Genomic DNA, 21,700 nt, shown 5'->3' on the forward strand with positions numbered 1-21,700 from the left:
AGGCCCTGCTTTCATGCGCTCTCAGCGCCGAGACCACTCCAACGAGAACCCAAGTCCTATAACCCGACGCCAAGTTCGGTATGACAACGGCTTCTGAGAACACCATGCGGCTGGCTGTCCGACGCGGCACTCGCTACTCGGGGTGGCGCCGGGAGTGGGATTTCGGTCCCCGTATCAGCACCGATGCACGGCAGGTAGTCGCTGCGCTAGCGGCCAGGAGCGGTAGCACAAACAAACCGCCCGGACTACCGGCACGCAGGACACACAGCGTTGATGCGCTGTCCGTCTTCCAGGACCTCGGGACTTCCCGATGGCCCTGGTAGGCGGAGAGAGCACCGCGAACCGCGACACCACGTTGCACCAAACCCCCTTCACCTGCCGGGAGTTCACGTGATGAATGCTGCACCTACCACCGTGGCCCGGAAGCGGCCGAAGCGGACCCGTACCAAGAACATCAGCCAGCGCGCCGCGCTCGCTCTGTCGACCGTGGACCCGCACCGGATGGACCTGGACCACCCGACGACACCATCGCTGAAATGCCCGGACTGCAACACCTGGTGCCCGATCACGCCCGTGCGGGGCACCGCGACGTTCGTGCTCGTGCCGCACCACACGGAGCCCGCTGGCTCTCCCGGGCCGCGGACGTGTTGCGGGACCAACCGCCTCCTCGATCTCGACCTGGCCGACTTCGCCACCGCGCTCGAAGTGTGGGAGCGACACCGGGCCGAGTCCGCCCCGACGCAGTCCGGGTGCGACACCCGCGCACTGCACAAGGCCAAGGCGCGGGCCGCCCGGCGCACCCGCACCCCGGAGCCGGCGTACCGGGCCTACACCGCCCACCGCGATGGGTGCGCGACGTGCACCGACACCACGCGGTGCCCGACGGCCCGACCCCTCATCGGTGCGCTCCACTTCGCTTTCGCCGCCGCCGCAGCTCGACAACGCCTGGACGAGGCGATCCCGTCGGCCGGCTCCCGCCGCGCCACGAAGGTGCTGCCCAAGCCCGTGGTCCCGGTGGCCCCGGCCGTGATGCACGTACTTCCGCCCGTACCGAGCGCGGAGGCTGCCCGCGAGACCTACAAGGCCCACCGCCGGCGCTGCGCGGCCTGCACCGGCACCGCCCACTGCATCGACGGCACACGGCTCGCCGCCCTCACCGCCCGCCTGCGGCACGAGGAACCACAGCGCAAGCAGGTCCGCGAGCGGACGGCCAAGCAGGACGCGGCGTTCGACCGGTACCAGGCCAAGATGTTCCCCGAACGCCGCGCGGAGCAGTGGGCCCGGGTCGGGCCGGCCACCCGGCGCGTGGACGACGACCGCGAGCAACTCCCCGCAGGCGGCGCGCCCACCGAGCACGACATCCCGATCGAGCCGCTGGGCATGGCCTACAAGGTCCTCGCCCACCTCGGCCCCGACTGTGAACCGCTGTCCGACGAAGCTCGGTGGCAGGCCCACCGCCGCGGTGGCGCGAGCATGCCGCTGGCCCCCGGCCTGCGCCTGGTCTGGCACGCGGACCCGCAGATTTTCGCCGTCGCGCAGAGCTCAACGCGGATCGAAACCACGATCACCCCCGACACCGTCGGCCAGGTCCTTGCGATCCTCGCCCACCACCAGGCCTGACACCACACTCAGCGACCACGCCCCGCCCGCACTGCACCATGCGGGCGGGGCGTCGCATGCCAACCCGCCACTTCGGCACCGGAGTTGCCGATCGTGTCCCGCCCGCACCGCGCGGGCGGGACACGATCGAGAGCGCCGGACCACCGACGCGCTCAGGACATCACTTGAAAGGGCCGCGCATGACCGAGACCGAGATCGAGACACCCGAGAGCATCCGTCTCACCGCCGACGTCGTCGTCACGACGCCGGACGGCCTGGTGCTGCTCATCGAGCGCGGCTGGGAGCCCTACGCAGGTGCGTGGGCGCTGCCCGGCGGACACGTCGACGAGGGAGAGGACGGCGACGTGGCGGCGGCGAGGGAACTCCTGGAGGAGACCGGCGTGAGGGTGCTTCCCGCCGAACTGCGCGAGGTCCGCGCGTTCCACCGGCCGGGCCGTGACCCGCGCGGCCGGTACGTGACCCTCGCATACGCCGTCATCGTCCCCGCAGGCACCCAGGCCCGGGCCGGGGACGACGCGACCGCCGCCCGCTGGTGGCCCGTCGACGCTCTGCCGCAGCTCGCGTTCGACCACGCGGACATCATCAGCGCCGCCGTCGCCTGACCACACGCCCCGCCCACCGAGCCCCGCCCGCATGCACGACGCGGACGGGGCTCGGCCACGCCCGTCCCGCAGAGAACCAACGTTCGGAGAGGAAGCCCACGATGAACACGCAGACCGTTCCGCAGATTTCGGTCGCCCAACTGGCCCTGGCCCGCGCGGAGGCGGAGTACGGCGACCTCGACGCCGGGTCCCGGCCCGGCACGCTGACTTTGGCCGACTACGTCGAGCGCGCCGTCACCACCCTGACCCACCCGCGCTGCGCCGGCCGCGAGTACGACGTGACCGTGCCGCTGGTCGACGCGTGCGGGCGCTGCTGGACCTGCTGCGGCTGGACCCAGCGCAGCGAACCGCTGATGCGCACCGACGGCCCCTCGTACGGGGCGCCGATCCCGCTCGTCTCGGTGATCGCGGCCTACGGCCCGCTGCACCCCACCGCGTGAGCCCCCAGGTTGCCTGTCGCCCCCGCCTCGAGCGCGGGAGCGGCGGGGAGCCTCGGGACCACCCGCAGGCCCGCCCCTTATAGAGGAGCGGCAACGTGACCACCATCAAGACCCAGACCCTGGCCCGGCTTCACGCCGCGTTGTCCACGGTCCTCGCAACGGCCCGCGACCACGGCCCCGTCCTCACCGGCGGGGCCGGCGGCGCCCTGGTCGGCTACGCCGCGGTCGGCAACCTGCACCCGCCCCTGCTGCTGCGGATCGCGCTCGCCGGCATCACCGGCATCTACTTCGCGATCATCCTCGACGAGGCCTCCATCAGGGCCTCGGCCGCGCTGCACCGCCGACGCTCACGCACCGACCACACCACCTCGGACGAGACCGAACTGACCCAGGCGTGCGTCCGGATGGAAGCAGTCGCCCAAGCCGACGAGAACGTCCGCACGGAGCGCGAGGCGGCCTACGCCGCACACATTCACCTCGACGCCGGCGACGTGTGGCTGGGCAACGCGCATCTGTGGCAGGGCCACCACCAAGGCGCGAGCATGCACCTGGCCCCCGGTATCCGCCTGATCTGGCACGCCGCCGCAAACAGCGCGGCGAACACCTTCACCCTCGCGGTCGCCGAGACCGCGACCGAGATGCCCGTCGCCACCGCCGAGCAACTCAACACGCACCTCGCCCGCCGACGCGCCCGTGCGTTCAGCTCCGAACCGCTGTCGTCCTGGGAACTCCTGGTCTGACCACCCACAACCCCTGCCGGCCGACCTCGGCATGCCTCTCGATTGCGCGCCCGGGCGGTGACCACACCACCCGCCCGGGCGTTGCCCTCGCCACCAATGCCCACGAGAACCGACACCCCGCGCGGGTGCCGGTTGTCGCGGCCGTTCGTGCCGAAACGCAAAGCGGTCGCCGGGATGGACCCCCGACGACCGCGAACAGGCGCCAACTGAAAGGAAGTTGCCTGTGAACCGCATCGTATCGAATGACAACCCCCCGCCCCCTTCCCGGCCTGCCGACAGCTCCCGAGACGGCGGCCGGATCGACTTCGACGAGGCGCTGCGCCGGGTCCGTGAGGACGCCGAGCGCCGCCGGACCGAGAAGCGGTGACGGCCGTGAGCGACGAGGACATGGCCGAGTTGGAGCGTCTGCGCGCCAAGGCCGCGGCGGCCCTGGCCGCCGCCGAACGCGCGGCCGACGCCCTGGCCCGCGCGCAGATGGCCGCCCGCTGAACCGCCCGCCCTCGGGGCCGTGTCACCGGAGTTCGGTGGCACGGCCCCGTGCACGTACCGATCACCGCACCCACGACACAGGCCGCGCCCGCCGCGGCCGGAGAGGTACTCCATGGACTGGCGCCACGTCGCTGCCTGCCGTGACGAAGACCCGGAGCTGTTCTTCCCGCTCGGCAACACCGGCCCCGCCCTGCTCCAGATCGAGGAGGCGAAGGCCGTGTGCCGCCGCTGCCCCGTGATGGAGCAGTGCCTGGGCTGGGCGCTGGAGTCCGGCCAGGACGCGGGCGTGTGGGGAGGGTTGAGCGAGGACGAGCGCCGCGCGCTCAAGCGCCGCGCCGCCCGCAACCGCGCCCGCGCCGCGGCCTGACCCGTCGGCTACCGGCGGCGGCCACCAGGACGACGGCATCGAAAGGGATCCGGCGGCACCGACCGCCGCGCCCCGGCGGTCCGACCCGCCCCGGTCCCTCCCGCCCCGGCGACACGCGCCCACCGACACCCGACCGAAGTACGTCGCGGGCCGGTGACCCAATCACCGACCCGCGACCCGGCGAACACCCCGACACCACTGAGGAGTCACCGTGAACACCCTGCCCGGGCCCGGCGCCCGACGCATCGACGCCCCACCCCCCGCCACCACTCCGGCCGCGATGGCCGGCCGCCTCCAGGCACTGCTCGGCATCCCGATCGAGTTCTTCGAGGGCATGCCCGGCACCGGTACCGAGGGCCGGGCCCGCGACCTGCTCGACGTCGACCCCTACCTCGCCGTCCGCGCCCCCGCCCTGATGAACACCGTGATGCGCGGCCGCGAACCGGCCCTGGACACGGCTCTGATCATCGTCGCCTCGCCCGAACTGAGTACCGATCACATGGACCGTGCCGCGTGAGCGCCGACGTCGTGTTCGCGATCGTCTGGGCCGTGATCGTCGTGGCCATGCTCGTGAGCATCCCCTTCATCCTCTACGCCCCCGTCGATCGCAACGACGAGGAGCAGGGCTGAACCCCAACACCGCGCATCGGCCCCTCGGCCGACGGCTGCCCACGCCGCTGTGCCCCCGCCACGTCGGGCGTCGCAGCGGCATGGAGAACCGGAGCGCACAACCCCTTGAGGTGGACGTCCGGCCGCCCACCGAAACCACCAGAATGGTCCGCACACTCGACGTCGTCGTGACCCCCCGCACCCTCACCACCCGCCAATTCCTCGACCTGGAACTGATCGACCACCGCGAGGACCGCGCCCGCGTCGAGGTCGACAAGAACGGCGCCGCAACCATCTCCGCCGGCGAGATCTGGAGCATCCCGCCCGCCGCCGCCCGCCTCCTCCTCGACCGTGGGTGGCTCTCCCGCACCCCGCACGCCAACGACGTGTGGATCTCGGCCGCCGGCCGCATGGCGCCCGCCTGGCACTGGCACCGCGAGCAGAACCTCCCCGCGCGCCTCCTCAAGGGCCTCTACCTCGACGCCGCGCTCACCGCCGCCGACACCGCCCACCGCCGCCTCGAACACCACGCCCGGCCGCGCCCGGCCTGACCCACCCCCGGGCGTGCCCGACCCCCACCGGGCACGCCCACCCCCGCAGCCACGCCGAAACGAGGACCCGTGGCCACCGACCACCGGGCCACCCACCTGACCCCCGAACAGATCACCGCCCTACACGACCGCGCACGCCACGAGGCCGGCCCGTTCGTGAACCCCCGGATCCTGAACGAGCCGATCCCCAACGCCGAATGGGTCGCCGCCATCCTCGGCCGCCCGTACACCGGCCCCCGCTCGATCACCTGGACCGAGCGCTACACGCTCCACCTCGCCGCTCAGGCCGAGCCGACACCGCCCGAGCCCCCGAGGGCCGCCGCGGCTCTGGCCCGGTACCGGGCGCAGGAGGACGCACGCCGCACCGCCGCCGCCGTGGAACACGCCCGCCTCGCCCAGGACTGGGCGACCGCCGCCGGCGTGATGCTCGACCGCCACGGTGTCCGGGTCGAGGCCCGCCACAACTACACCTCACACCGACACCTCGACGGCTACCGGCAAGGCGTCGACCACGTGTACCTCCTCGACCCCCTCACCGCCGGCCGGCTCCACCGGGACGCCCGCCGCGTCCTGTGCTGGACCCCCAGCCGAGCCGCAGACCTCCAGGTGTTCGACGACGTCGACAGCGGCGACCCGCCCACCTGCCAAGCGTGCCTGCGCTTCCTGCGCCGGCTCACCGCCCGACCCGACGCCACCCACGGAGCCCCCAAGACCCGACACACCCTCCCCGCCGACGATCTGGCCAGGAGTAGCCATGGCACAGCCCACCATCCGCCGGATCACCATCGTGCACCCCGACGGCCGCAAGGAGTACAAGCCCTACAGCGACGGCGCGCGCGATCAGGACGCCGCGCTCGGTCTCTTGGTGAGGATCCGCGACGGGAAGCTGCCGGTGCACACGTTCCACTGCCTGATGTCCGACGGCAGTACCCGCTAGGCACACGACCCGACCCGCTGCGCCCCGGCCCGGCGGATGCCGAGGACTGGGCCGGGCCGGGATGGTCCCGGCCGACCAGGACGCCCGGTGTACGGGGCGAAGATCGCGGGCCCGGCGACCGACCAAGGACGCACCGGGCCCGCGCGGCGAACACCACCGTAATCAGAGGAGATCACCGTGGACACCAGCATGCCCGCTTCCCGACACATCGATACCCCGCTCCCCGCCACCACTCCGGCCGCGATGGCCGGCCGTCTCCAGGCGTTGCTCGGTATCCCGATCGAGTTCTTCGAGGGCATGCCCGGCGCCGGTACCGAGGGCCGGGCCCGCGACACGCGCCGGGCCGTGTGACCTCCGCCCTGCCGCCGCGTGCCACCCATCCACCGTCGATCCCGACCGGAGAAGAACACCGATGACCTACGTCCTGATCGCCCTGATGTGGCTGTTCCTCGCCACTGGCCTGTGGTTCGTCGTGTGGGTGCTGTTCGGCTGCCCCGTCTCTCGAGACCGCCCCGACACCGACACACCGGACGCCACCTGCCGCTGCGGCCGCACCTCGCCGCACTACCCGTGCGGCGACCACCCCCACCCCTCCGCCACCGATTGCGCTGCGCGGCTCCCGCGCCGCGCCGCCCGCTGACCACGCAGCCCACGGCTGACGGTTGCCCGATCCGCCGCGCCCCCGGTTCCCGGGTCGCGGCGGTGAGGAGAGCCGGCCAAACCGGGAGCTTCCGGCTCCACCGGTCCACCCATTTTCTCGTCCTCGGAAACGGAGTACGTCATGCTCACCCCCACCACTACCCCGGTACCCGATCCGCTCCCGGACCGGGAGAAGAAGGGCAAGAGGCGGCCGAAGCCGTTCTCGCGCGGCGAGAGATGGCTGCTGGTCCTGTGTGTCACGCTCGCGGGCGGGGTGTCCGGGCTCGGTCTGGTCTCCTCCTACAGCGCCGTGGAGGCCAAGGCCGCCGCGCCGCTGTCCGAGGGCGGCTGGGCGTTCACCGACCCGTGGATGCTGCCGATCGGCATCGACCTGAGCATCCTCGGCTTCTCCCTGGTCAACCTGCTGCTGATCCGCTCCGGGCGGCGACTGGCATGGGTGGCGTGGGTGCCGCGCGCGGGTGCGGGGGTGACGATCTGGCTGAACTGGGCGTCGTCGGTGTCGCTGCCCGCGCAGCTGGGCCACGCGGTCCTCGCGAGCCTGTGGGTCGTCTTCTCCGAGATCGCAGCCCACCTGTACGCCTCGCACATCGGCGAGGCGGACGAGCGCGAACGCATGGAGGGCGTGCGGCTGTCCCGCCGTCTGCTCTCGCCGATCGCCTCGGCGCGGATCGCGCGGCAGATGACGCTGTGGGAGATCCCCTCCTACGAGATGGCGCTGCGACGCGACCAGGAGCGCCTGGTCTATCGGCAGATGCTCCGCAAGGAACACGGCAAGAAGTGGCGCCGCACGGCACCTTCGGACGCGCTCCTGCCGATTCGCCTCGCGCGCTTCGGACTTTCGGTCGACGAGGCCTTGGACGTGCCGGCCGACGCGGCCGAGCGCGAGCGCCTTCGGGCCGAGCGTGAACGCTTTCGGCAAGCCGAGAGCGAGCTTCGCCGAGTCGAAAGCGAGGCCCGGATCCGCACCGCGCACCTGGAGGCGGAAGCCGCCGCGATCCGCGCGGAAGGACAGCTCGCCCTCACGCGAACCGAGGCGCAGAACGCGACTTCGGCCGAGCTTCGGCGAGCCGAGGAGGAGCTTCGCCTGCGGGAAGCCCGGGCTCAGGCGGACGTCGCGCGGATCGCGGCGGAGGCCGAGGCGGAGGCCGCCCGTACGCGCCGTGAGGCGGAGGAAGAGCAGCTCAGGTGGGACGCCGACAGGCTGCGCGCCGAACTGGAGGCGAAGGCGCTGGAGTCGGCGGAGGCCGCCGAGGCCCGCGCCCGTGAGGCAGCCGCCGAGGCGGAGCGCGAGCGGGCCGAGGCCGAGGCGGCGAAGGCGGCCGAGGAGGCTGCCGAAAGCCGGGCGCGGGCCGCCGAAAGCGAACGTGCCGAGGCCGAAAGCAGGGCGAAGGCCGCCGACAGCGAGGCCGAGTGGGCAGCCGCGCAACTGCGGATCGCCCGCGACCGCCAGGACGCCGCGGCGGCCGAGGCGAAAGCCGCGGAGCTCGAAGCCGAAGCCCGCATGACGCCGACCGAAAGGGACGTCCGCCGGGTCGCCGACATGATCCGCGAACTCGGCGACGACGCGCTCACGTTGGAGGCCATCGCCGAAAGCCTCGGCGTGTCCGTCACCACCGCGCACGACCGCCGCAAGCGCGCCCGAAAGCTCCTCGGACTCTCCGAAACGGTCCCGGCCTGACCCGAAGAACGCGTTGCCGACGGTTCCGCCGGCCCCCGAGACGCAGCTATCGCCTCGGGGGCGGGCGAAGGCGCCGTGCGCCGCACCAAGCCTTTCATCCGAACACCGAATCCGGCAGCGGCCCGAGCCGTGTGCCGTTCATCCGATCCACCGAGAAGGGGACTCTTCCCATGGCTGACGACCAGCCCTACTGGACCTCCGACGTGCTGCTGCAGCCGGGGGGCATGGCGGTCTACACCGAGCAGGTACGGCTGATCTTTCGGGCGCACAAGGGCGAGTTCCGCAGCCTGGCGGCCGAGGTGTACGGCGACCTGGTCGCCGATCCGATGCCCGGCGACAACGCGGCGCAGACCCGGTTCCATGCCTGGCAGGTTGCGCGACTCCTGCGAGGGATGGAGCGTCACACGCAGGCGGTGGTGGCCCTGGCCAAGCAGCTGGACGCCACCCACCGGCGCGTATACGTCGAACTCCCCAAGGCCCGCGCGGAAAAGGCGGCGCAGCGGGCGGCGGCGAAGGAACTGCACACCGCGCGACGCGCCCAGCGGCCGTCGGTCGAGCAGGCGCCCGGGCGTCCGGTGCGGGAGGAACTCGCCTCGCCGGACGCCGAGGTCCCCGCGTTCGACCTGTTCCCGCAGGGGTCGAAATGAGCCGTACGGAGGAGCAGCAGCGGGTGCGGCGGGCCGAGCACTGGAACGGCCGGCAGAAGGCCGCGAAGAGCGACAAGGAACTCGCCGAGGTGATGATCGACCGCGCGAAGTCGGCCGGCGTCAAGGCCGAGGAACGCGGCGACAAACAGGTCTGGTACTCGCTCGCGCGGGCCCTCGACACCTGGTGCCGCGAACACGAGGCGTGACGAGAGAACGTCAACGACAACGTCAACGACAACCCCCCGGCTCCGGTTTCCCGGGGCCCAACCTGCGCGCGCGACGTGCGCGCGCGAGGCTCTCACACCGGTCACTGTCCGTCAACTTCGAGAGGAGGGGAAATGAGCGACTCCGACGACCGGGACACCCCTGCCGAACCCCCCGGCGCGGGCGTTCCCAACAACGTCGTCAACTTCCCACAGATCGGTCTGCGGCCCTCGATCGACACGCCCCCGACGCCGTCGTCCGAACCCGCCGACACCCCGCCCGAGCCCCCCGAACCGGAGGCGCGGGTATGGCCGATGCTGCGCGGCGGTGGCCGGTTGATGCGGCAGCCCGCCGTGCTGCCCACTCCCCTGCCCACCGGCACGGGACCGGCGGAATCCTCCGCCGGCGCGGCCGCACCCGGCGCCGCGGATTCGTCCGGGAGCCTGGGCGAGGCGGGGCGTGACCTGGCGGCGATGTCGGTGGTCACCGTCGCCGGGGTCTCGGTCGCCGCGCTGCGCGGCACCTATCACGTCACCGGGTGGCTGAAGGCCAAGACCGAGGAGCGGCGCGAGGCCAAGGCCAACGCCAGGAACGACGGCAAGGCCGACGGCAAGGCGAAGAGCCTGCTCTCCCCCGCGTCGTTGGCGGCGAAGCTCAAGCGTCGCGAAGCCGGTGGCGGTGGGTCGGCGCGGCGGCCGTCGGGGACCGGCGGTCCTTCGACTTCCCGCTCCGGCGGGCCTGCGTCGGGCCCGGGACGCAAGCCCCCGGGACGGGGCATCGGCGGGACGTCGGGCCCCGGAGGCTTGGGGAACCCGGGCCGGGCTCCCGGATCGAAATCGGGCTCGCCGGTCGGAGCCAAGACCGGGCGTGCGACCAAGCCGGGGCCCGGCGGCCGCGTTTCCGGTTCCGGGGCCGCCTCGGGCGCCGCGACCGGCGGCAGGTCGGGCCCGGGGCCGGGGAAGCCGGGCGGGCCCGGCGGCCCGCGCGGGAGCCGGAGTTCCGGTCCGCGCGCTGCCCTCGGCGGCCCGGTCCGCAAACCCAAGCCGCCCAAAGACCCCCCGGACAAGGCCCCCAAGGCCTCGGCCGGCAAGGACCCCGCGAACGGCACGCCCAAGAAAGCCGATGCGGCCGGACCCGGGCGCGGGAGCGGCGGTCGCGGGCGCGATCGCGTACGCCCGAAGTCCGGTCCCTCGCTCGGGAAGTCCCGGGTCAAGGGCGCGACGAACACCCAGGGCGGGGACCGCCCCGGCGCGAACCCGCCGAAGGCAGCGAAGCCGAAGACGGCGCAGGCCTCGAAGGGACGGCCGCCGCGCAGGCCACCGACCCCGAAGACCCGGGGCCGGCACCGGGAGGGGCCCGACGAGCCCGTGCGCAACTCCCCCAAGGGGGCGCCCAAGAGCCGCAGGGCGAAGCAGGCCGCCGCGCTCCGGGAGCGCGCGGCGAAGCGGTACCGCGGGTGGACCGGCGGCCTGGCAGTCGAGAGCAGGTACCGGCGACGGCTGGGCGTGCCCGAGGGCGAGATGGCCCCGAATCCCCCGAAGGGTTCGCGCAGGGCTCGCGGCAGGGCCCGGTGGGCCAGGTCGATCGTGGGCAAGGCCGCCCGAAGGAGCCGGCAGCGCGCCGCAGACGTCGCCCCGCGCGGGTGGCCCCGGTGGGCGCGGATCAAGGCCCGCGTACGCGCCCTGCGCACCCGGACCGCGACCGACCGCCCCGGCGGCGGCGCGACCGCCATGAACCGGGGCCTCAGGGACCGGCCGACCAAGTACGCGGCCGCGCGGGCCCACGAACCCAAGTACCCGATCCCCGGGAAGCGGGGCGCCGAGAACACCCCACCGAGGGTGGACCTGGCGGGGGTGGTGCCGCCGAGAAGGCAACGCCCACCCAGGCAGGCCCCGAAACCGAAGCCCAAGGAGGCCCCGAAGAGCACGCCGCCGCCCAAGCCGGCGACGCAAGCCGAGAACCCCCGACCCGAACACGAACCGACCGAAGCGACACCGACCCAGGAGGAACACGCGCGGCTGTTCGACGAGACCGACGCCCCCTTCGAGGAGCCCGAGCGGCCGTACCGAAACCCCTTCCGGGACGGCCCCACCCGGGGCCGCCCCACCCAGGGCGGCCCCACCCGGCAGCGGCCGGGACGGCAGAGCACCCCGGGGATGGTCGTGCCGCCCGGCCTGCGCCGCTACCACGAGATGGCCCTCGAGCGCCTGTGGGACCCACCGCCTCCGCCTCCCGCGCCGACCGCTCGAGCGGCCATCGCCACCGCGCCGGCCAGGGCGGCCATCACCGCCGGCCCGGCCAGGAAAGGAACTGCCCCCATGCCCGTGCCCGCCACACGCTCGACCGCCGTCGCCGCCCCGGGCGGCGACTCGGACCTGACCATCCACGAGCTGATCGACGCCGACCGCGACACCGCCAGGGAAATCCTCGACCGCGTCCCGGAGGCGCGTGAGGTGGTCAAGTTCGCCGAGGAGCTGCACCGCTGCCTGGAGCGCCTCAAGACCGTCGTGAAGGCCCGCAAGGTCCCCGGCTCGCTCGCCGCGAACGTGCACCGGCTCCTCGAACTGGCCGAGCAACTCGAATCGACGGCGGACGAGTTGACGGCCGCGCTGCCCCGCGCGTCGGAAGCGATCGGCACCGCCGGCGACAACGCCGCCGCCCGCCACCGCGCCCCCGCCGACCGGACCCGCGACCTGGGACACAGCGCGCCCGCCGAGGCCGACTACCACAAGGAGTAGCCCATGTCCGACCTCGTTCCCGTCGCCGCCCAAAGCCTCGCGGCCACCGGCGGCGGCGACGCCACCCGCTACGGCTCGCTCATCGAGCAACTCGAGAACGCCGCCGAGGGCATGCGCCGCGTGTCCGAGGCGATCGACACCGCGTTCGCATCCGTCGGCGACGGCGCAGCGAGCGTGAAGCAACTCGCCGACACCGCCGCCGCATTGCGCGTGGACGCGTCCACCGTCGGCGAGCACCGCGACGCGGCCACCTGCATGAGCGCCGCCCACGGCAAGGCCGAGTCCCTGGTCGCCCAGGCACAGGAGATGTCGACGCAGCTGCGCCGGACCGCCGCCGAACACCGCGCCGACTACGGCCCGGTGACCGAGGCCGTCCAGGCCATGCCCGTCGCGATGGCCGACCGCTCCTTCTACGCCAACCACTGACCCGAACGATCCCCAGGAGAAAGAGTCCCGCCGTGTTCAAGCACGCGATCGACCGGGCCCGCGACCGGGCGGGCCGGGTCGGAACCCTGGCCGGCACCGCCGCCCTGACCGCCGGCATGTGCGACCCGGGCACCGTCGCCTACGGAGCCCCGGCGGTCGCCTGCACGGCCGGCGTCGCGGTCGCGGCGAGCCTGCGCCCGTGGCGCGAGAGCGTCCAGGCCGAGATCACCACCGTCTACCTCACCCCCACCGCGCTCCTCCTCGCCGAGATGGCCGCGTTCCGGTTGATCCCCGGCGTGCACTGGGGCGAGGCGGTCGCGGCCGCCGTCTGGACCGGGCTGACCTGGTGGGCCCGCCCGGCCCGCACCGCCCTGTTCATGATCGACATCCCGCCCACCGGCGGCGAGGCCGAACCGGCCTCCACCGCCCTGGAACTCGCCGCCACCCCCGAGGAGATCCTGGTCGCCTGGTGGGCGGCGGCCGTCTCCCGCGAGGGCGGCGCCGCCCCCGGAACCCACCTCGAATACCCCCAGGTCGACGGCCCCAAGGACTTCGAGGCCGAGATCGTCGCGGACGAACGCGGGATGCCCGTCCCCGACATCCCGGTGGCGAGGATCAGCGCGCTCACCGACATCCCCATGCACCTGATCACAGTCGGCCCCGTGCCCGGCTGCGGCGCCGGCCGCAAACACATCACCGCCGGCGCCGTCCGCCGCGCGCGGGACGACATCAACACCCGATGGGAGCGGCACGTCGCCTCCAAGGCCATGCCCGGCTCGGTCATCACCGACATCCGCTACGGCTCCACCAAAACCCCCGACAACCCCACCGCAGGAGAAATCGCGTCATGACCCTCACCCCCATCCCCGGCGTCCACGCCGACGTCGACCTCGTCGAACTGTCCGTCGAAGTCCCCGCGGGCGGCATCATCACCTACGACCTGCGGCGCCTGTGCTCCGCCCTGGGCGTCACCGACCCCGCCTGCCTGGCCGTCGAGACCGACGGCCTCAACCGCGCCCTGATCACCGTCTACAGGAACCCGCCGCTGGCGAACATGCCGTACGCCGTCGGCGAGGACCTCGTGATGGACGCCCAGGGCTACATCACCGTCGGCCTCTACCACGACGGCCGCCCCGCCCGGATCCGCCTGTACGAACCCGGGTCCGGCGCACAAAGGTCCGTCATGTTCGGCACCACCGGAGCGGGCAAGTCCCGGAGCCTGCAACTGCGCCTGGCCGCCGAGAAACGCTCGGGGATCGTGTCCTGGCTCGCCGACCTCAAGGGCGGCCAATCCGTGCCCGAGGCCAAGGGGCAGGTCGACTGGCACACCACCACCCAGGAGGGAGCGATCCTCATGCTCCTGTCGGCGGTGGCCGTCATCGAGGAACGCACCCGCCGCTACGCGGCCATGGGCCGCTCCTCCTTCGCCATCAACGACCCCGACCCGCTGCTCATCGTCCACATCGACGAAGCGAACCGCCTGCTGGAGAAGGGCGCCCCGTACCGCGACCTGGCCGCTTTCCTCGTCAAGGAACTCGGCCGCACGGGCAGGTCGGTGGGTCTCGGAGAGGACGCGGCGGCGCAGGCCGGACACATCGAGGAACTCGGAGGCAGCGACACGCTGCGCGCCATGTTCAAGGAAGGCGAGGTCGTACTGCTGCGCTGGAGCAGCGGCATGATGGCGTCGCTGGTCTCCGACGGGCTCCTGCCCGCCGGTACCCAACTCGCGGTCATCCCCAAGCGCACCGGACCCCCGCGGCTGCGCAGCCGGTTCGACGTCGACGACGACGCGTCGGCGCCGTCGTCGACCGCCGGCACCGCCTACCTCCTGGGGTCCGACCGGCCCGGCGCCGTCATGCGGTTTTTCCAGGTCGGCAGCCGCGTGCCGGTCGACGGCCTGGACCCGCTCATCGTCGAGTTGTACGGACCGGGCGAGCCCCGCCGCCTCGAACAGGCGTCGTGGGAAGCGGCCGGAGAGGCGTACGAGGCCCGCCACGAGGATGAGATCCCCGCCCACCTGCTCGCCCAACTCAACGGCACCACCGGCGACAACGCCAACGGTGACGGTGACGGTGACGACGCGGAGGACGGCGAAGCCCGGCCCGTGAAGAAGGGCGGCGCGAAGGGCCGGTTGCGGATGCCGAAGGCCGCGCCCGCGACCGCGCCGCCCGCCGTCAAGCCCACCCTGGCCGCGCGCATCCTGCGCGTCCTGGAGGCCGGGCCGCTCACCCGCGCGGACATCCTCGCCGCCGTCAACAACGACGGAGGCGACCAGGTGACCGCTGGCAGCGTCGCCACCAACCTCACCACCCTCACCAAGAACGGCCGCACGGCCAACCCGGAACGCGGCGTCTACACCCTCGCCTGACCCGGACGAACACCTCCGAGGCCCGATCACCGCCCCAGCCCCGAACCCCGGGGACGGCGCGGCGATCGGGCCTCGGCCGCACCACCCACCCGACCCGTACACCCCGTGAAGGAAACCTCGTGACCGACAACGTCCCGAACCCGTTCCACGACGACGACAACGACAGCCAGGAGCAGCCGAGTCCGGCCCGCGAATCCTGGTGGCAGCACGTGCGCCGCCCGGAGGGGCCGCTCGCGGCTCGGCTGCGGGACCTGCGGGAGGCGCCCGACCTGGGCTGGCGGTACATGGCCTCCTGGATTCGCGTCGCCATCGGCACCGTCGGAATCCTGGCCGGCGCCGTGGTCCTGGTCGCGATCGCCGGAGGCATCGGCGACTGGGGACAGGACCACACCCGACCCGGCTCACTCCCCCGCAACCTGCTGCTGACCGTCACCGACCCGGTCCGCCACTACCTCGACACCCACACCCGAAGCCTGCCCCTGGACGCCGCCACCACGTTCTCGCTGTGGGCGTGGACCGGCTTGGTCGCGCTGATCCTGGCCGCCTGGGGATCCACCGGCGGCCGCCTGACCTGGCTCGGATGGGGCGCCGCCACCACCGCGATGACCTGGGCGGGCACCGACGCGCCCGGCCGTGAAATCGCCGCCGCCATCGCCGTCCTCGCCTGGACCCTCGCCTCCGTGATCGCCCTGCAGGGCCTCACACTTCGCCCGATCGTCTTCAACACCGTCACCAACCAGCACCGCCCGGCCGTGACCGCCCCCTCCGCCCCGCCGGCCGATTTCTTCCCGGCGGACACCGACCGGCACCGCACCCGCTTCACCGACTGACCGGCCCTGCCCCCACGGTCCGGCCGCTGCACCCAATACCCGGGCGCAGCGGCCGGCGCCGCGGGCGCACGACCCACCCGACCCCGACCACCCATCCCACCCGGGAGTGATTCCGTCATGCCCAAGAACACCCGAACCCGCTTGGTGCGCGCGGCCGTTGTCATGGCCGGCGCTCTCGTCCTGGCCCTGACTCCGGCCGTTGCGTACGCGGCCGACACCACGGCGCCCGCGACCGCCGGGACCGGCGGCAGCGCGGTGTCCATCACCACCGGCGTGCTCGCCGTCTGCACGGCCCTGTACCTGTCCTGGAAACGCGGTGTGCTCCTGCTGGTCCTGCTCGGGATCGCCGCCGGGGCGATGCTCTCCGGCACCGAGTTCGCCGGGACGCTGTCCGACCTCGTCGACCGCCTCGCGCACGCCGCGATCGACGCCGTGACCGCCGTGTTCGCCTGACCCGGCCGATCCCCATGCCCCCGGAACCCAGGGTCCGGGGCCGTGGAGGACGGCCGGCATCCCACCGCCCGCCCGGCGGCCACCTCGTGTGGTCACACCCTGCCGACCCAGCGACGGAACGGAACACCGCATGGACCGCAAACCGGACCGCAGGCTCGCCGCGGCGATCGAACGCGACAACCGGCTCGAGGACACCGGCATGCACGGCGACGACAGGGCGACCTGCTGGACCCACCAGGCATGGGCCCAGGACTGCGCGGACGACCCGATGCACACCAACCCCAGCGCCCTCCACCGCCCCCGCCCGGCCTGACCACCCGAACCGAAACCGGAGAAAACATGTACGCGACGCCCACGACCAGCTAGGGCTTCGTGCTCACCATCGGCGACGAGTTCGACCTGGACGACGTCCCCCTCTGCTGCGACCAGGACATGCCCGCCGTCGACGGCGACCGCGCCTACCTCACCCGCAGGTGCGGCATCTGCGACACCACCCTCATGGTGACGCGCGGCGACGAGCTGATCTTCGACATCGACTGACCCGCCCGGGCCGCGTCGACCGACCCGGAACCTGCCCCGGGCACCGCGCTCCACCGAGGGGCAGCGACCGGCGCCGCAGGCCCTGGGACGGCGACCACACGAACGACCCGAACCCCACGACGAGGAGGCGCACCCCACGCCTGGACAGCCGGGTGCGCCTCCGTGACCCGCCCCACGACGAGAGGGGATCGCCACCATCATGCCCATCCACACCCCGCAACGACAGCGCTCCCGCGCCCTGTTGCTGACGGCCGCCGCATTACCGCTGGCCCTCGCGGTCGCCGACGACGTCCGCGTGCGCCGTCGCCTCGAGGCAGCCGGACGCGACGAACTCACCGGCATCCCGCGCCGCCAGGCCCTCGTCGACCACGGCAGTCGACTGCTCGCCACCGGCCGCCGCGCCGACGACGTCCTGGTCCTGCTCGTGGACTGCGACCGCTTCAAGCAGATCAACGACCACCACGGACACGACGCCGGGGACCGGGTCCTGGTCACGCTCGCGGGGCGCCTGCACCGCTGGTGCGCCGCCCGCCGCGGCCTGGCCGCACGCCTGGGCGGCGACGAGTTCGGCGCGATCGTCCGCGTACCGCGCACCGACACCGACCGCGAACTCCTCGCCCTGCGCGCCCGGTTGAACAAGCCCGTCCCGCACGCCGACACGCTCCTGGAGGTCTCCTCGTCCGTCGGCGCCACCCACGCCGCCGACCTGCCCGGCCGGCCGTGGACCGCGCTGCTGCGCGCCGCCGACGTCGCGATGTACCGCGTCAAGACCGGCGAGACGGAGTTCCCGTACCTCGGCACGCAGGCCGACGCGGCGACGGCCACCGTCAACGGCCGCCGCCCCGGCCGACCGGGCACGCACCTGGCCGCCGCACCACCCGCCTGATCCCCGACGCACCCACAGGAGACGACCTTTCATGCCCGACATCACCTGGACCCCCGCACGGCGTTCCGCCGAGATCTCCTTCCTGCGCGTCGAGGCCGAACGCTGCGACGCCGCCCGCGAGGACGCCCGCAACACCGCCGACGACCCGAACGCGCGGCCCGCCGACCGGGACTTCTCCCGCCGCGCGATCACCGCCCACCAGGACAACGCCGACCACTACCGCGCCACGGCACACGCGCTCGAAAGCGGCGCCGACCCGGTCGAACTCGGCTACACGTCCTGACCCCACGCGAACATCGCCCACCCGCAACCAGTCACGGCACGCGGGCCCACCGTCCCGACCGGCCCCGACAGGGTCCGGTCCGGGCGGCGGGCGCACGACCACCCGACCCCCACCACCATCCGATTCCCGTCACGGGAGTGATCTCGCATGCCCGAACCCACCCACCACCGCCCGGCACGCGCCGCCGACGACACCGCACCCGACATCACCGCCGACCGGCACGACGACCTCACCCGCTCCCCCGAGTGGATGGCCGGCGAACGCGAGGCCGACGAGCAGATCGCCCGCGGCGAAACCACCTTCTTCGAGGACCTGGACGCGATGCTCGCCCACCTCGACGGCGAACCCGCGCCGACCCCGGGGATCCGGATCGTGTCGTTCGGCTACGGCCACCCCACGCCGCCGCCCGCCGCCGAAATCGTCTGCGACCTTCGCAGGGCGTTCCGCAACCCCCACCACGACCCGGCGATGCGCGGCCGCACCGGACTGGACGAGGACGTCTACCGGCACGTCCTGGCCACCCCCGGCGTCGAGGAACTCACCGCCGCCATCGCCACCGCAGCCCTGAACCTGCACACCGCCATCGGCCCGATCACCGTCGCCACGGGATGCGTCGGCGGCAGGCACCGTGCGGTCGGTGCGGCCCGCAGGATCGCGGAACACATCGTTGCCGCCGCAGTCGCGGTCGACCTGGTCCACCGCGACGTGCACCTCGACGTCCTGCCCACCACCCACCACGCCGACCACGACTCGGCCCCGACGGAAGCCGCGGATACCGAAACCTTCGACCTGCGCGCGCTGTTCAGCATCGATGCCGAACCGATCCCGGTGCAGGACCTGAGCGAGGACCGGCTGCGCTGGGCCCTGACGCTCGCCCGCGAGGAGATCGCCGCCCACACGACGAAGTGGGACGAGATCGAGGACACGTTCGGCGACGAGGTCCAGTGCACGCCCGGCTGCCACGGCTCGCGCCTGACCGACTGCTGCGAGGAATGCGCCGCCGAGACCGACGACGCGTAGCGACAACCCCCGGTCTCCGGGGCGGCCACCGACCATCACGACGCGGCCGCCCCGGAGCCCCACCCACATCCGATCCGTCGATCGAGAAAGGGCACCTCATCGTGAACGCCATAGCCCCCGCACGTCCAGACCCCACCACCGCCACCACACGCACCGACCTCGCCCGCCGCCTCGAACTCGCCGCCCGGCGCGGCGACACCGACGAACACGCCCTGATCCTCACCGGCCTGCGCACCGCCGGCCTGGGCACCCTCGCGGCCGACCTCACCGCCGCCTTCCCGACCGACAAGGAGGCCGGCCGATGACCGCGCCCCGCGACGCCGACAAGCGCGTCGACCACGTCCTGGGCGCGCACGGCGCAGCCGCGCTCGTCAACGCCTGGATCACCGCCCTGATGCTCGACGACCACCTGCCGCGCCCGGTCGCCACCCGCATCGCGTGCGAACGCGTCGCCGACCTGTCCCCCTGGCTGATCGCCGCCCCCGGGCAGACCTGGCGCCTGCGCGAGGAGTTCGAACCCACCAGCGACTTCACCCCGGAGCTGATCCGGATCGTCGCCGCTCGTCGCCCGCACGGCCTCGACGCACGCGCCGGCCAGGCCGGCGTCCTGATGGCCGACGCCGAACACGACCCCCGCGGCACCGTCGGCGGCTGGCTCGACATGGACGACTTCGCGATTTTCTACGCCCTCGAGGACTGGCCCCACCCACGTGTACGCCACATCCGCGACGACGGGATCGTCATCGCCGTCTCCCAACGACGCCCCACGACGGACGCGGACGGGGACGGCGATGGCGATGGCGATGGCTGACGAGTTCAGGGCCGACCTGTACATCACCGACACCACCACCGGCCTCGAGGAATACGGCGACACCGTCTCCCTGTGACGCGCCCCCGCACCCACGCGGCGACGCGCCCGCCCGCACCTGCCCGCACGGTCCCGACCGCGCCGCCGCCCGTATCCCGGTGTCGATGGCGCGGTCCGGGCCGTGGGCGCACGAGCCCACCCCCGACCACCATCCACGAGACGAGGATCGTCGTGATCGAGACCGTGCCCGAACCCACCATCGGCGCCACCGACCCCGCCAGCGACGTCCTGGACGCGGCCGCCCGGGCCACCGAACGATGACCGAGACCACCGAGACCGGGATCGAGGTCTACGCGTACAGGCACGCCCCCTGGTACCTGCTCACCCGCCGCCAGCTGCGCAGGCTCGGTCTCAGCCCCGGCAAGGGCCGTCAGGAGATCGCCGCCGAAATCCGATGGCGACGCGGGCTGCGCGTCGCCTACCTGTTCGACGTCGGACGCGCCGAACGCGTCCGACCGATGACGAAAGCCCAGGCCCGCGCGCTGGACGCCGCCATGCGGGCCCGTCGAACCTGCGCCGGCTGCCGCGTGGTCCAGGACTACTGCATCCCGACCTCACGCGGCATGTGCGTGCCGTGCTTCACCGGCGAAACCGTCGTCGACGACGACACACCCCCGCCCTGGTGACACGCGCCGCTCCCCCGGCCCCTGCCCACACGGTCCCGACCGCGCCCCGCCGCCTCGCGGCGTCGGCGGCGCGGTCCGGGCCGTGGGCGCACGAGCCCACCCCCGACACCACCCACGAGACGAGGACCGTCGTGATCGAGACCCTGCCCGAACCCACCACCACCGCACCCTCCGCCGGCGCGCACGGCCACCCGGCCGACGTCCTGGACGTGGACGCCCTCCTGGCCTGGGGCGCGGCCCAACAGAGCCCGGCGATACGGACGTTGGCCGAACGCGCCGGCAAGGCGCTGTCCGACCTCGCCGCGCGACGCGAGCGCCAGGAAGCCGTCCACGCCGCGCAACGCCGCCTCATCGACGCCGAACTCCTGCTCGCCCAAGCCCAGCGCGACCTGCGCGCCGCCAAGATCGGAACCGGCGCGACGTCGACCACCACCCCGCCCCCGCTCCAAGCGCCCGGGGGCGACCCCGGAACGGCGCAGCGGCGCGAGGAAGGCCGACGGGCCCGGGCGTGGGCCGCACGCGAAGGGATCGCCTGCCCCGATCGAGGCATCGTCCCCAAGCACGTCCTGGAGGCCTACCGCAGGGCCGACCCGGTCGCCGGGGCCGGAGAATGAGCGCCGACGACGCCGGGACACGCCCCGACCCCGTCGTCGACCACGCGGGCTTGATGGCCGCGTCGCGTCGCGGGATCGAGAACCGCGTCGCCGACCGGCGCGCCGCCGACCGGAACGCGGTCCTGCTGCTCGCCGGCATCGGACTGACCGCGCCGGTGCTGTCGACGCTGCCGACCGTCACCGTTGCCCGCAGTGCCGGAGCCGGACTGGCCCTGGCCGTCGTGCTCCTGGTCGCGGTCCTGCTGCCCTGCACCGGCGGATGGCCGCGTCGGGCCGGCGACCCCGACGCCGCGCTGCCATCGATTTGGCCGGGCGAGACACCGCATGGGCTCGAGGCCGAGTACGAGCGCCTGGGCCGGATCACGGCCGCCCAGTACGTGCTGGTCAGGTTGGCGCTGATCGTGCTCGCGCTCACCGCGTCGATCACCGCGATCGCCGCGTCGACCGTGTAGTCGGCCGAGCCCGTTGCCCCCGGGAACCGCCCACGTGGCACCGGGGGTTTCG

Annotated in this window: 31 protein-coding genes; 30 read left to right on the top strand and 1 reads right to left on the bottom strand. The window is 73.3% G+C overall.

The features are described from left to right. Positions 1-393: 393 nt before the first annotated feature. The 8 genes from ACIRL2_RS45710 (at position 394) to ACIRL2_RS45745 (ending at position 5,418) form a co-directional block, all read left to right on the top strand. On the top strand, positions 394-1,620 hold the full coding sequence (locus tag ACIRL2_RS45710) for a hypothetical protein (RefSeq protein ID WP_402240756.1): 1,227 nt from the start codon (positions 394-396) through the stop codon (positions 1,618-1,620). Positions 1,621-1,799: 179 nt separating this feature from the next. Then, positions 1,800-2,222, top strand: a complete 423-nt coding sequence (locus ACIRL2_RS45715; protein WP_402240758.1) for an NUDIX domain-containing protein — start codon at positions 1,800-1,802, stop codon at positions 2,220-2,222. Positions 2,223-2,323: 101 nt separating this feature from the next. Then, positions 2,324-2,662, top strand: coding sequence for a phiSA1p31-related protein (locus ACIRL2_RS45720; protein WP_402240760.1), 339 nt, complete (start codon positions 2,324-2,326; stop codon positions 2,660-2,662). A 95-nt stretch (positions 2,663-2,757) separates the two neighbouring features. Continuing rightward, positions 2,758-3,402, top strand: coding sequence for a hypothetical protein (locus ACIRL2_RS45725; protein ID WP_402240762.1), 645 nt, complete (start codon positions 2,758-2,760; stop codon positions 3,400-3,402). Positions 3,403-3,625: 223 nt separating this feature from the next. Beyond that, positions 3,626-3,769 (top strand): hypothetical protein, encoded by a 144-nt coding sequence (locus ACIRL2_RS45730; protein ID WP_402240763.1) that lies wholly within the window; start codon positions 3,626-3,628, stop codon positions 3,767-3,769. A gap of 234 nt (positions 3,770-4,003) precedes the next feature. Beyond that, complete coding sequence (locus ACIRL2_RS45735) at positions 4,004-4,258, top strand: WhiB family transcriptional regulator (protein WP_402240765.1); 255 nt, start codon at positions 4,004-4,006, stop codon at positions 4,256-4,258. 211 nt (positions 4,259-4,469) lie between these two features. Next, the gene (locus ACIRL2_RS45740; RefSeq protein WP_402240766.1) at positions 4,470-4,775 is read left to right on the top strand and encodes a hypothetical protein; all 306 of its coding nucleotides are present in this window, start codon (positions 4,470-4,472) and stop codon (positions 4,773-4,775) included. 256 nt (positions 4,776-5,031) lie between these two features. Continuing rightward, positions 5,032-5,418: a hypothetical protein gene (locus tag ACIRL2_RS45745; protein ID WP_402240768.1), complete on the top strand. Its 387-nt coding sequence runs from the start codon at positions 5,032-5,034 to the stop codon at positions 5,416-5,418. 471 nt (positions 5,419-5,889) lie between these two features. Here the strand turns inward: ACIRL2_RS45745 and ACIRL2_RS45750 are convergent, their stop codons facing one another. After that, positions 5,890-6,174, bottom strand: coding sequence for a hypothetical protein (locus ACIRL2_RS45750; RefSeq protein ID WP_402240770.1), 285 nt, complete (start codon positions 6,172-6,174; stop codon positions 5,890-5,892). On the opposite strand from ACIRL2_RS45750, the gene ACIRL2_RS45755 reads away from it, so the two are divergent. From ACIRL2_RS45755 to ACIRL2_RS45860, 22 genes are all read left to right on the top strand, one after another. After that, the gene (locus ACIRL2_RS45755; RefSeq protein ID WP_402240772.1) at positions 6,173-6,355 is read left to right on the top strand and encodes a hypothetical protein; all 183 of its coding nucleotides are present in this window, start codon (positions 6,173-6,175) and stop codon (positions 6,353-6,355) included. The two genes, ACIRL2_RS45750 and ACIRL2_RS45755, sit on opposite strands and share 2 nt — an antisense overlap. A gap of 177 nt (positions 6,356-6,532) precedes the next feature. Beyond that, entirely contained in the window at positions 6,533-6,706 is a 174-nt protein-coding gene (locus ACIRL2_RS45760; RefSeq protein ID WP_402240775.1) for a hypothetical protein, read from the top strand. A 61-nt stretch (positions 6,707-6,767) separates the two neighbouring features. Then, positions 6,768-6,995 (top strand): hypothetical protein, encoded by a 228-nt coding sequence (locus ACIRL2_RS45765; RefSeq protein WP_402240778.1) that lies wholly within the window; start codon positions 6,768-6,770, stop codon positions 6,993-6,995. Positions 6,996-7,136: 141 nt separating this feature from the next. After that, complete coding sequence (locus tag ACIRL2_RS45770) at positions 7,137-8,693, top strand: DUF2637 domain-containing protein (RefSeq protein WP_402240779.1); 1,557 nt, start codon at positions 7,137-7,139, stop codon at positions 8,691-8,693. 170 nt (positions 8,694-8,863) lie between these two features. Continuing rightward, positions 8,864-9,340 carry a hypothetical protein gene (locus ACIRL2_RS45775; RefSeq protein WP_402240782.1) on the top strand — a complete coding sequence of 159 codons (477 nt, stop codon included), beginning with the start codon at positions 8,864-8,866 and terminating at the stop codon, positions 9,338-9,340. After that, on the top strand, positions 9,337-9,546 hold the full coding sequence (locus ACIRL2_RS45780) for a hypothetical protein (protein WP_402240785.1): 210 nt from the start codon (positions 9,337-9,339) through the stop codon (positions 9,544-9,546). Before ACIRL2_RS45775 ends, ACIRL2_RS45780 begins: the two co-directional genes overlap by 4 nt. A gap of 132 nt (positions 9,547-9,678) precedes the next feature. Further along, on the top strand, positions 9,679-12,282 hold the full coding sequence (locus ACIRL2_RS45785) for a hypothetical protein (RefSeq protein ID WP_402240788.1): 2,604 nt from the start codon (positions 9,679-9,681) through the stop codon (positions 12,280-12,282). Positions 12,283-12,285: 3 nt separating this feature from the next. Beyond that, entirely contained in the window at positions 12,286-12,708 is a 423-nt protein-coding gene (locus ACIRL2_RS45790) for a hypothetical protein (RefSeq protein ID WP_402240790.1), read from the top strand. A gap of 32 nt (positions 12,709-12,740) precedes the next feature. Next, a complete protein-coding gene (locus tag ACIRL2_RS45795; protein WP_402240792.1) occupies positions 12,741-13,559 on the top strand; it encodes a hypothetical protein in 819 nt (272 codons plus the stop codon). Continuing rightward, entirely contained in the window at positions 13,556-15,076 is a 1,521-nt protein-coding gene (locus ACIRL2_RS45800; protein ID WP_402240795.1) for a transfer protein, read from the top strand. The genes ACIRL2_RS45795 and ACIRL2_RS45800 overlap by 4 nt, the downstream gene beginning before the upstream one ends. Before the next feature lie 119 nt (positions 15,077-15,195). Then, a complete protein-coding gene (locus ACIRL2_RS45805; protein WP_402240796.1) occupies positions 15,196-15,906 on the top strand; it encodes a hypothetical protein in 711 nt (236 codons plus the stop codon). 117 nt (positions 15,907-16,023) lie between these two features. After that, entirely contained in the window at positions 16,024-16,359 is a 336-nt protein-coding gene (locus tag ACIRL2_RS45810) for a hypothetical protein (RefSeq protein WP_402240797.1), read from the top strand. A gap of 130 nt (positions 16,360-16,489) precedes the next feature. After that, the gene (locus ACIRL2_RS45815; RefSeq protein WP_402240800.1) at positions 16,490-16,672 is read left to right on the top strand and encodes a hypothetical protein; all 183 of its coding nucleotides are present in this window, start codon (positions 16,490-16,492) and stop codon (positions 16,670-16,672) included. Between the two features lie 59 nt (positions 16,673-16,731). Beyond that, on the top strand, positions 16,732-16,899 hold the full coding sequence (locus tag ACIRL2_RS45820; protein ID WP_402240803.1) for a hypothetical protein: 168 nt from the start codon (positions 16,732-16,734) through the stop codon (positions 16,897-16,899). A 199-nt stretch (positions 16,900-17,098) separates the two neighbouring features. Then, on the top strand, positions 17,099-17,785 hold the full coding sequence (locus ACIRL2_RS45825) for a GGDEF domain-containing protein (RefSeq protein ID WP_402240806.1): 687 nt from the start codon (positions 17,099-17,101) through the stop codon (positions 17,783-17,785). Between the two features lie 31 nt (positions 17,786-17,816). Further along, complete coding sequence (locus ACIRL2_RS45830; RefSeq protein WP_402240808.1) at positions 17,817-18,068, top strand: hypothetical protein; 252 nt, start codon at positions 17,817-17,819, stop codon at positions 18,066-18,068. Positions 18,069-18,215: 147 nt separating this feature from the next. Then, the gene (locus ACIRL2_RS45835) at positions 18,216-19,088 is read left to right on the top strand and encodes a hypothetical protein (protein ID WP_402240811.1); all 873 of its coding nucleotides are present in this window, start codon (positions 18,216-18,218) and stop codon (positions 19,086-19,088) included. Positions 19,089-19,189: 101 nt separating this feature from the next. Then, positions 19,190-19,393, top strand: coding sequence for a hypothetical protein (locus ACIRL2_RS45840; RefSeq protein ID WP_402240814.1), 204 nt, complete (start codon positions 19,190-19,192; stop codon positions 19,391-19,393). After that, positions 19,390-19,899 carry a hypothetical protein gene (locus ACIRL2_RS45845; RefSeq protein WP_402240815.1) on the top strand — a complete coding sequence of 170 codons (510 nt, stop codon included), beginning with the start codon at positions 19,390-19,392 and terminating at the stop codon, positions 19,897-19,899. The genes ACIRL2_RS45840 and ACIRL2_RS45845 overlap by 4 nt, the downstream gene beginning before the upstream one ends. A gap of 314 nt (positions 19,900-20,213) precedes the next feature. Further along, complete coding sequence (locus ACIRL2_RS45850; RefSeq protein WP_402240818.1) at positions 20,214-20,582, top strand: RRQRL motif-containing zinc-binding protein; 369 nt, start codon at positions 20,214-20,216, stop codon at positions 20,580-20,582. 131 nt (positions 20,583-20,713) lie between these two features. Beyond that, on the top strand, positions 20,714-21,196 hold the full coding sequence (locus ACIRL2_RS45855; RefSeq protein WP_402240821.1) for a hypothetical protein: 483 nt from the start codon (positions 20,714-20,716) through the stop codon (positions 21,194-21,196). Next, positions 21,193-21,648, top strand: a complete 456-nt coding sequence (locus ACIRL2_RS45860; protein ID WP_402240822.1) for a hypothetical protein — start codon at positions 21,193-21,195, stop codon at positions 21,646-21,648. The genes ACIRL2_RS45855 and ACIRL2_RS45860 overlap by 4 nt, the downstream gene beginning before the upstream one ends. Positions 21,649-21,700 lie beyond the last annotated feature (52 nt).

The organism is Embleya sp. NPDC127516, from assembly GCF_044765325.1.
In the GTDB taxonomy this organism is placed as follows: domain Bacteria; phylum Actinomycetota; class Actinomycetes; order Streptomycetales; family Streptomycetaceae; genus Embleya.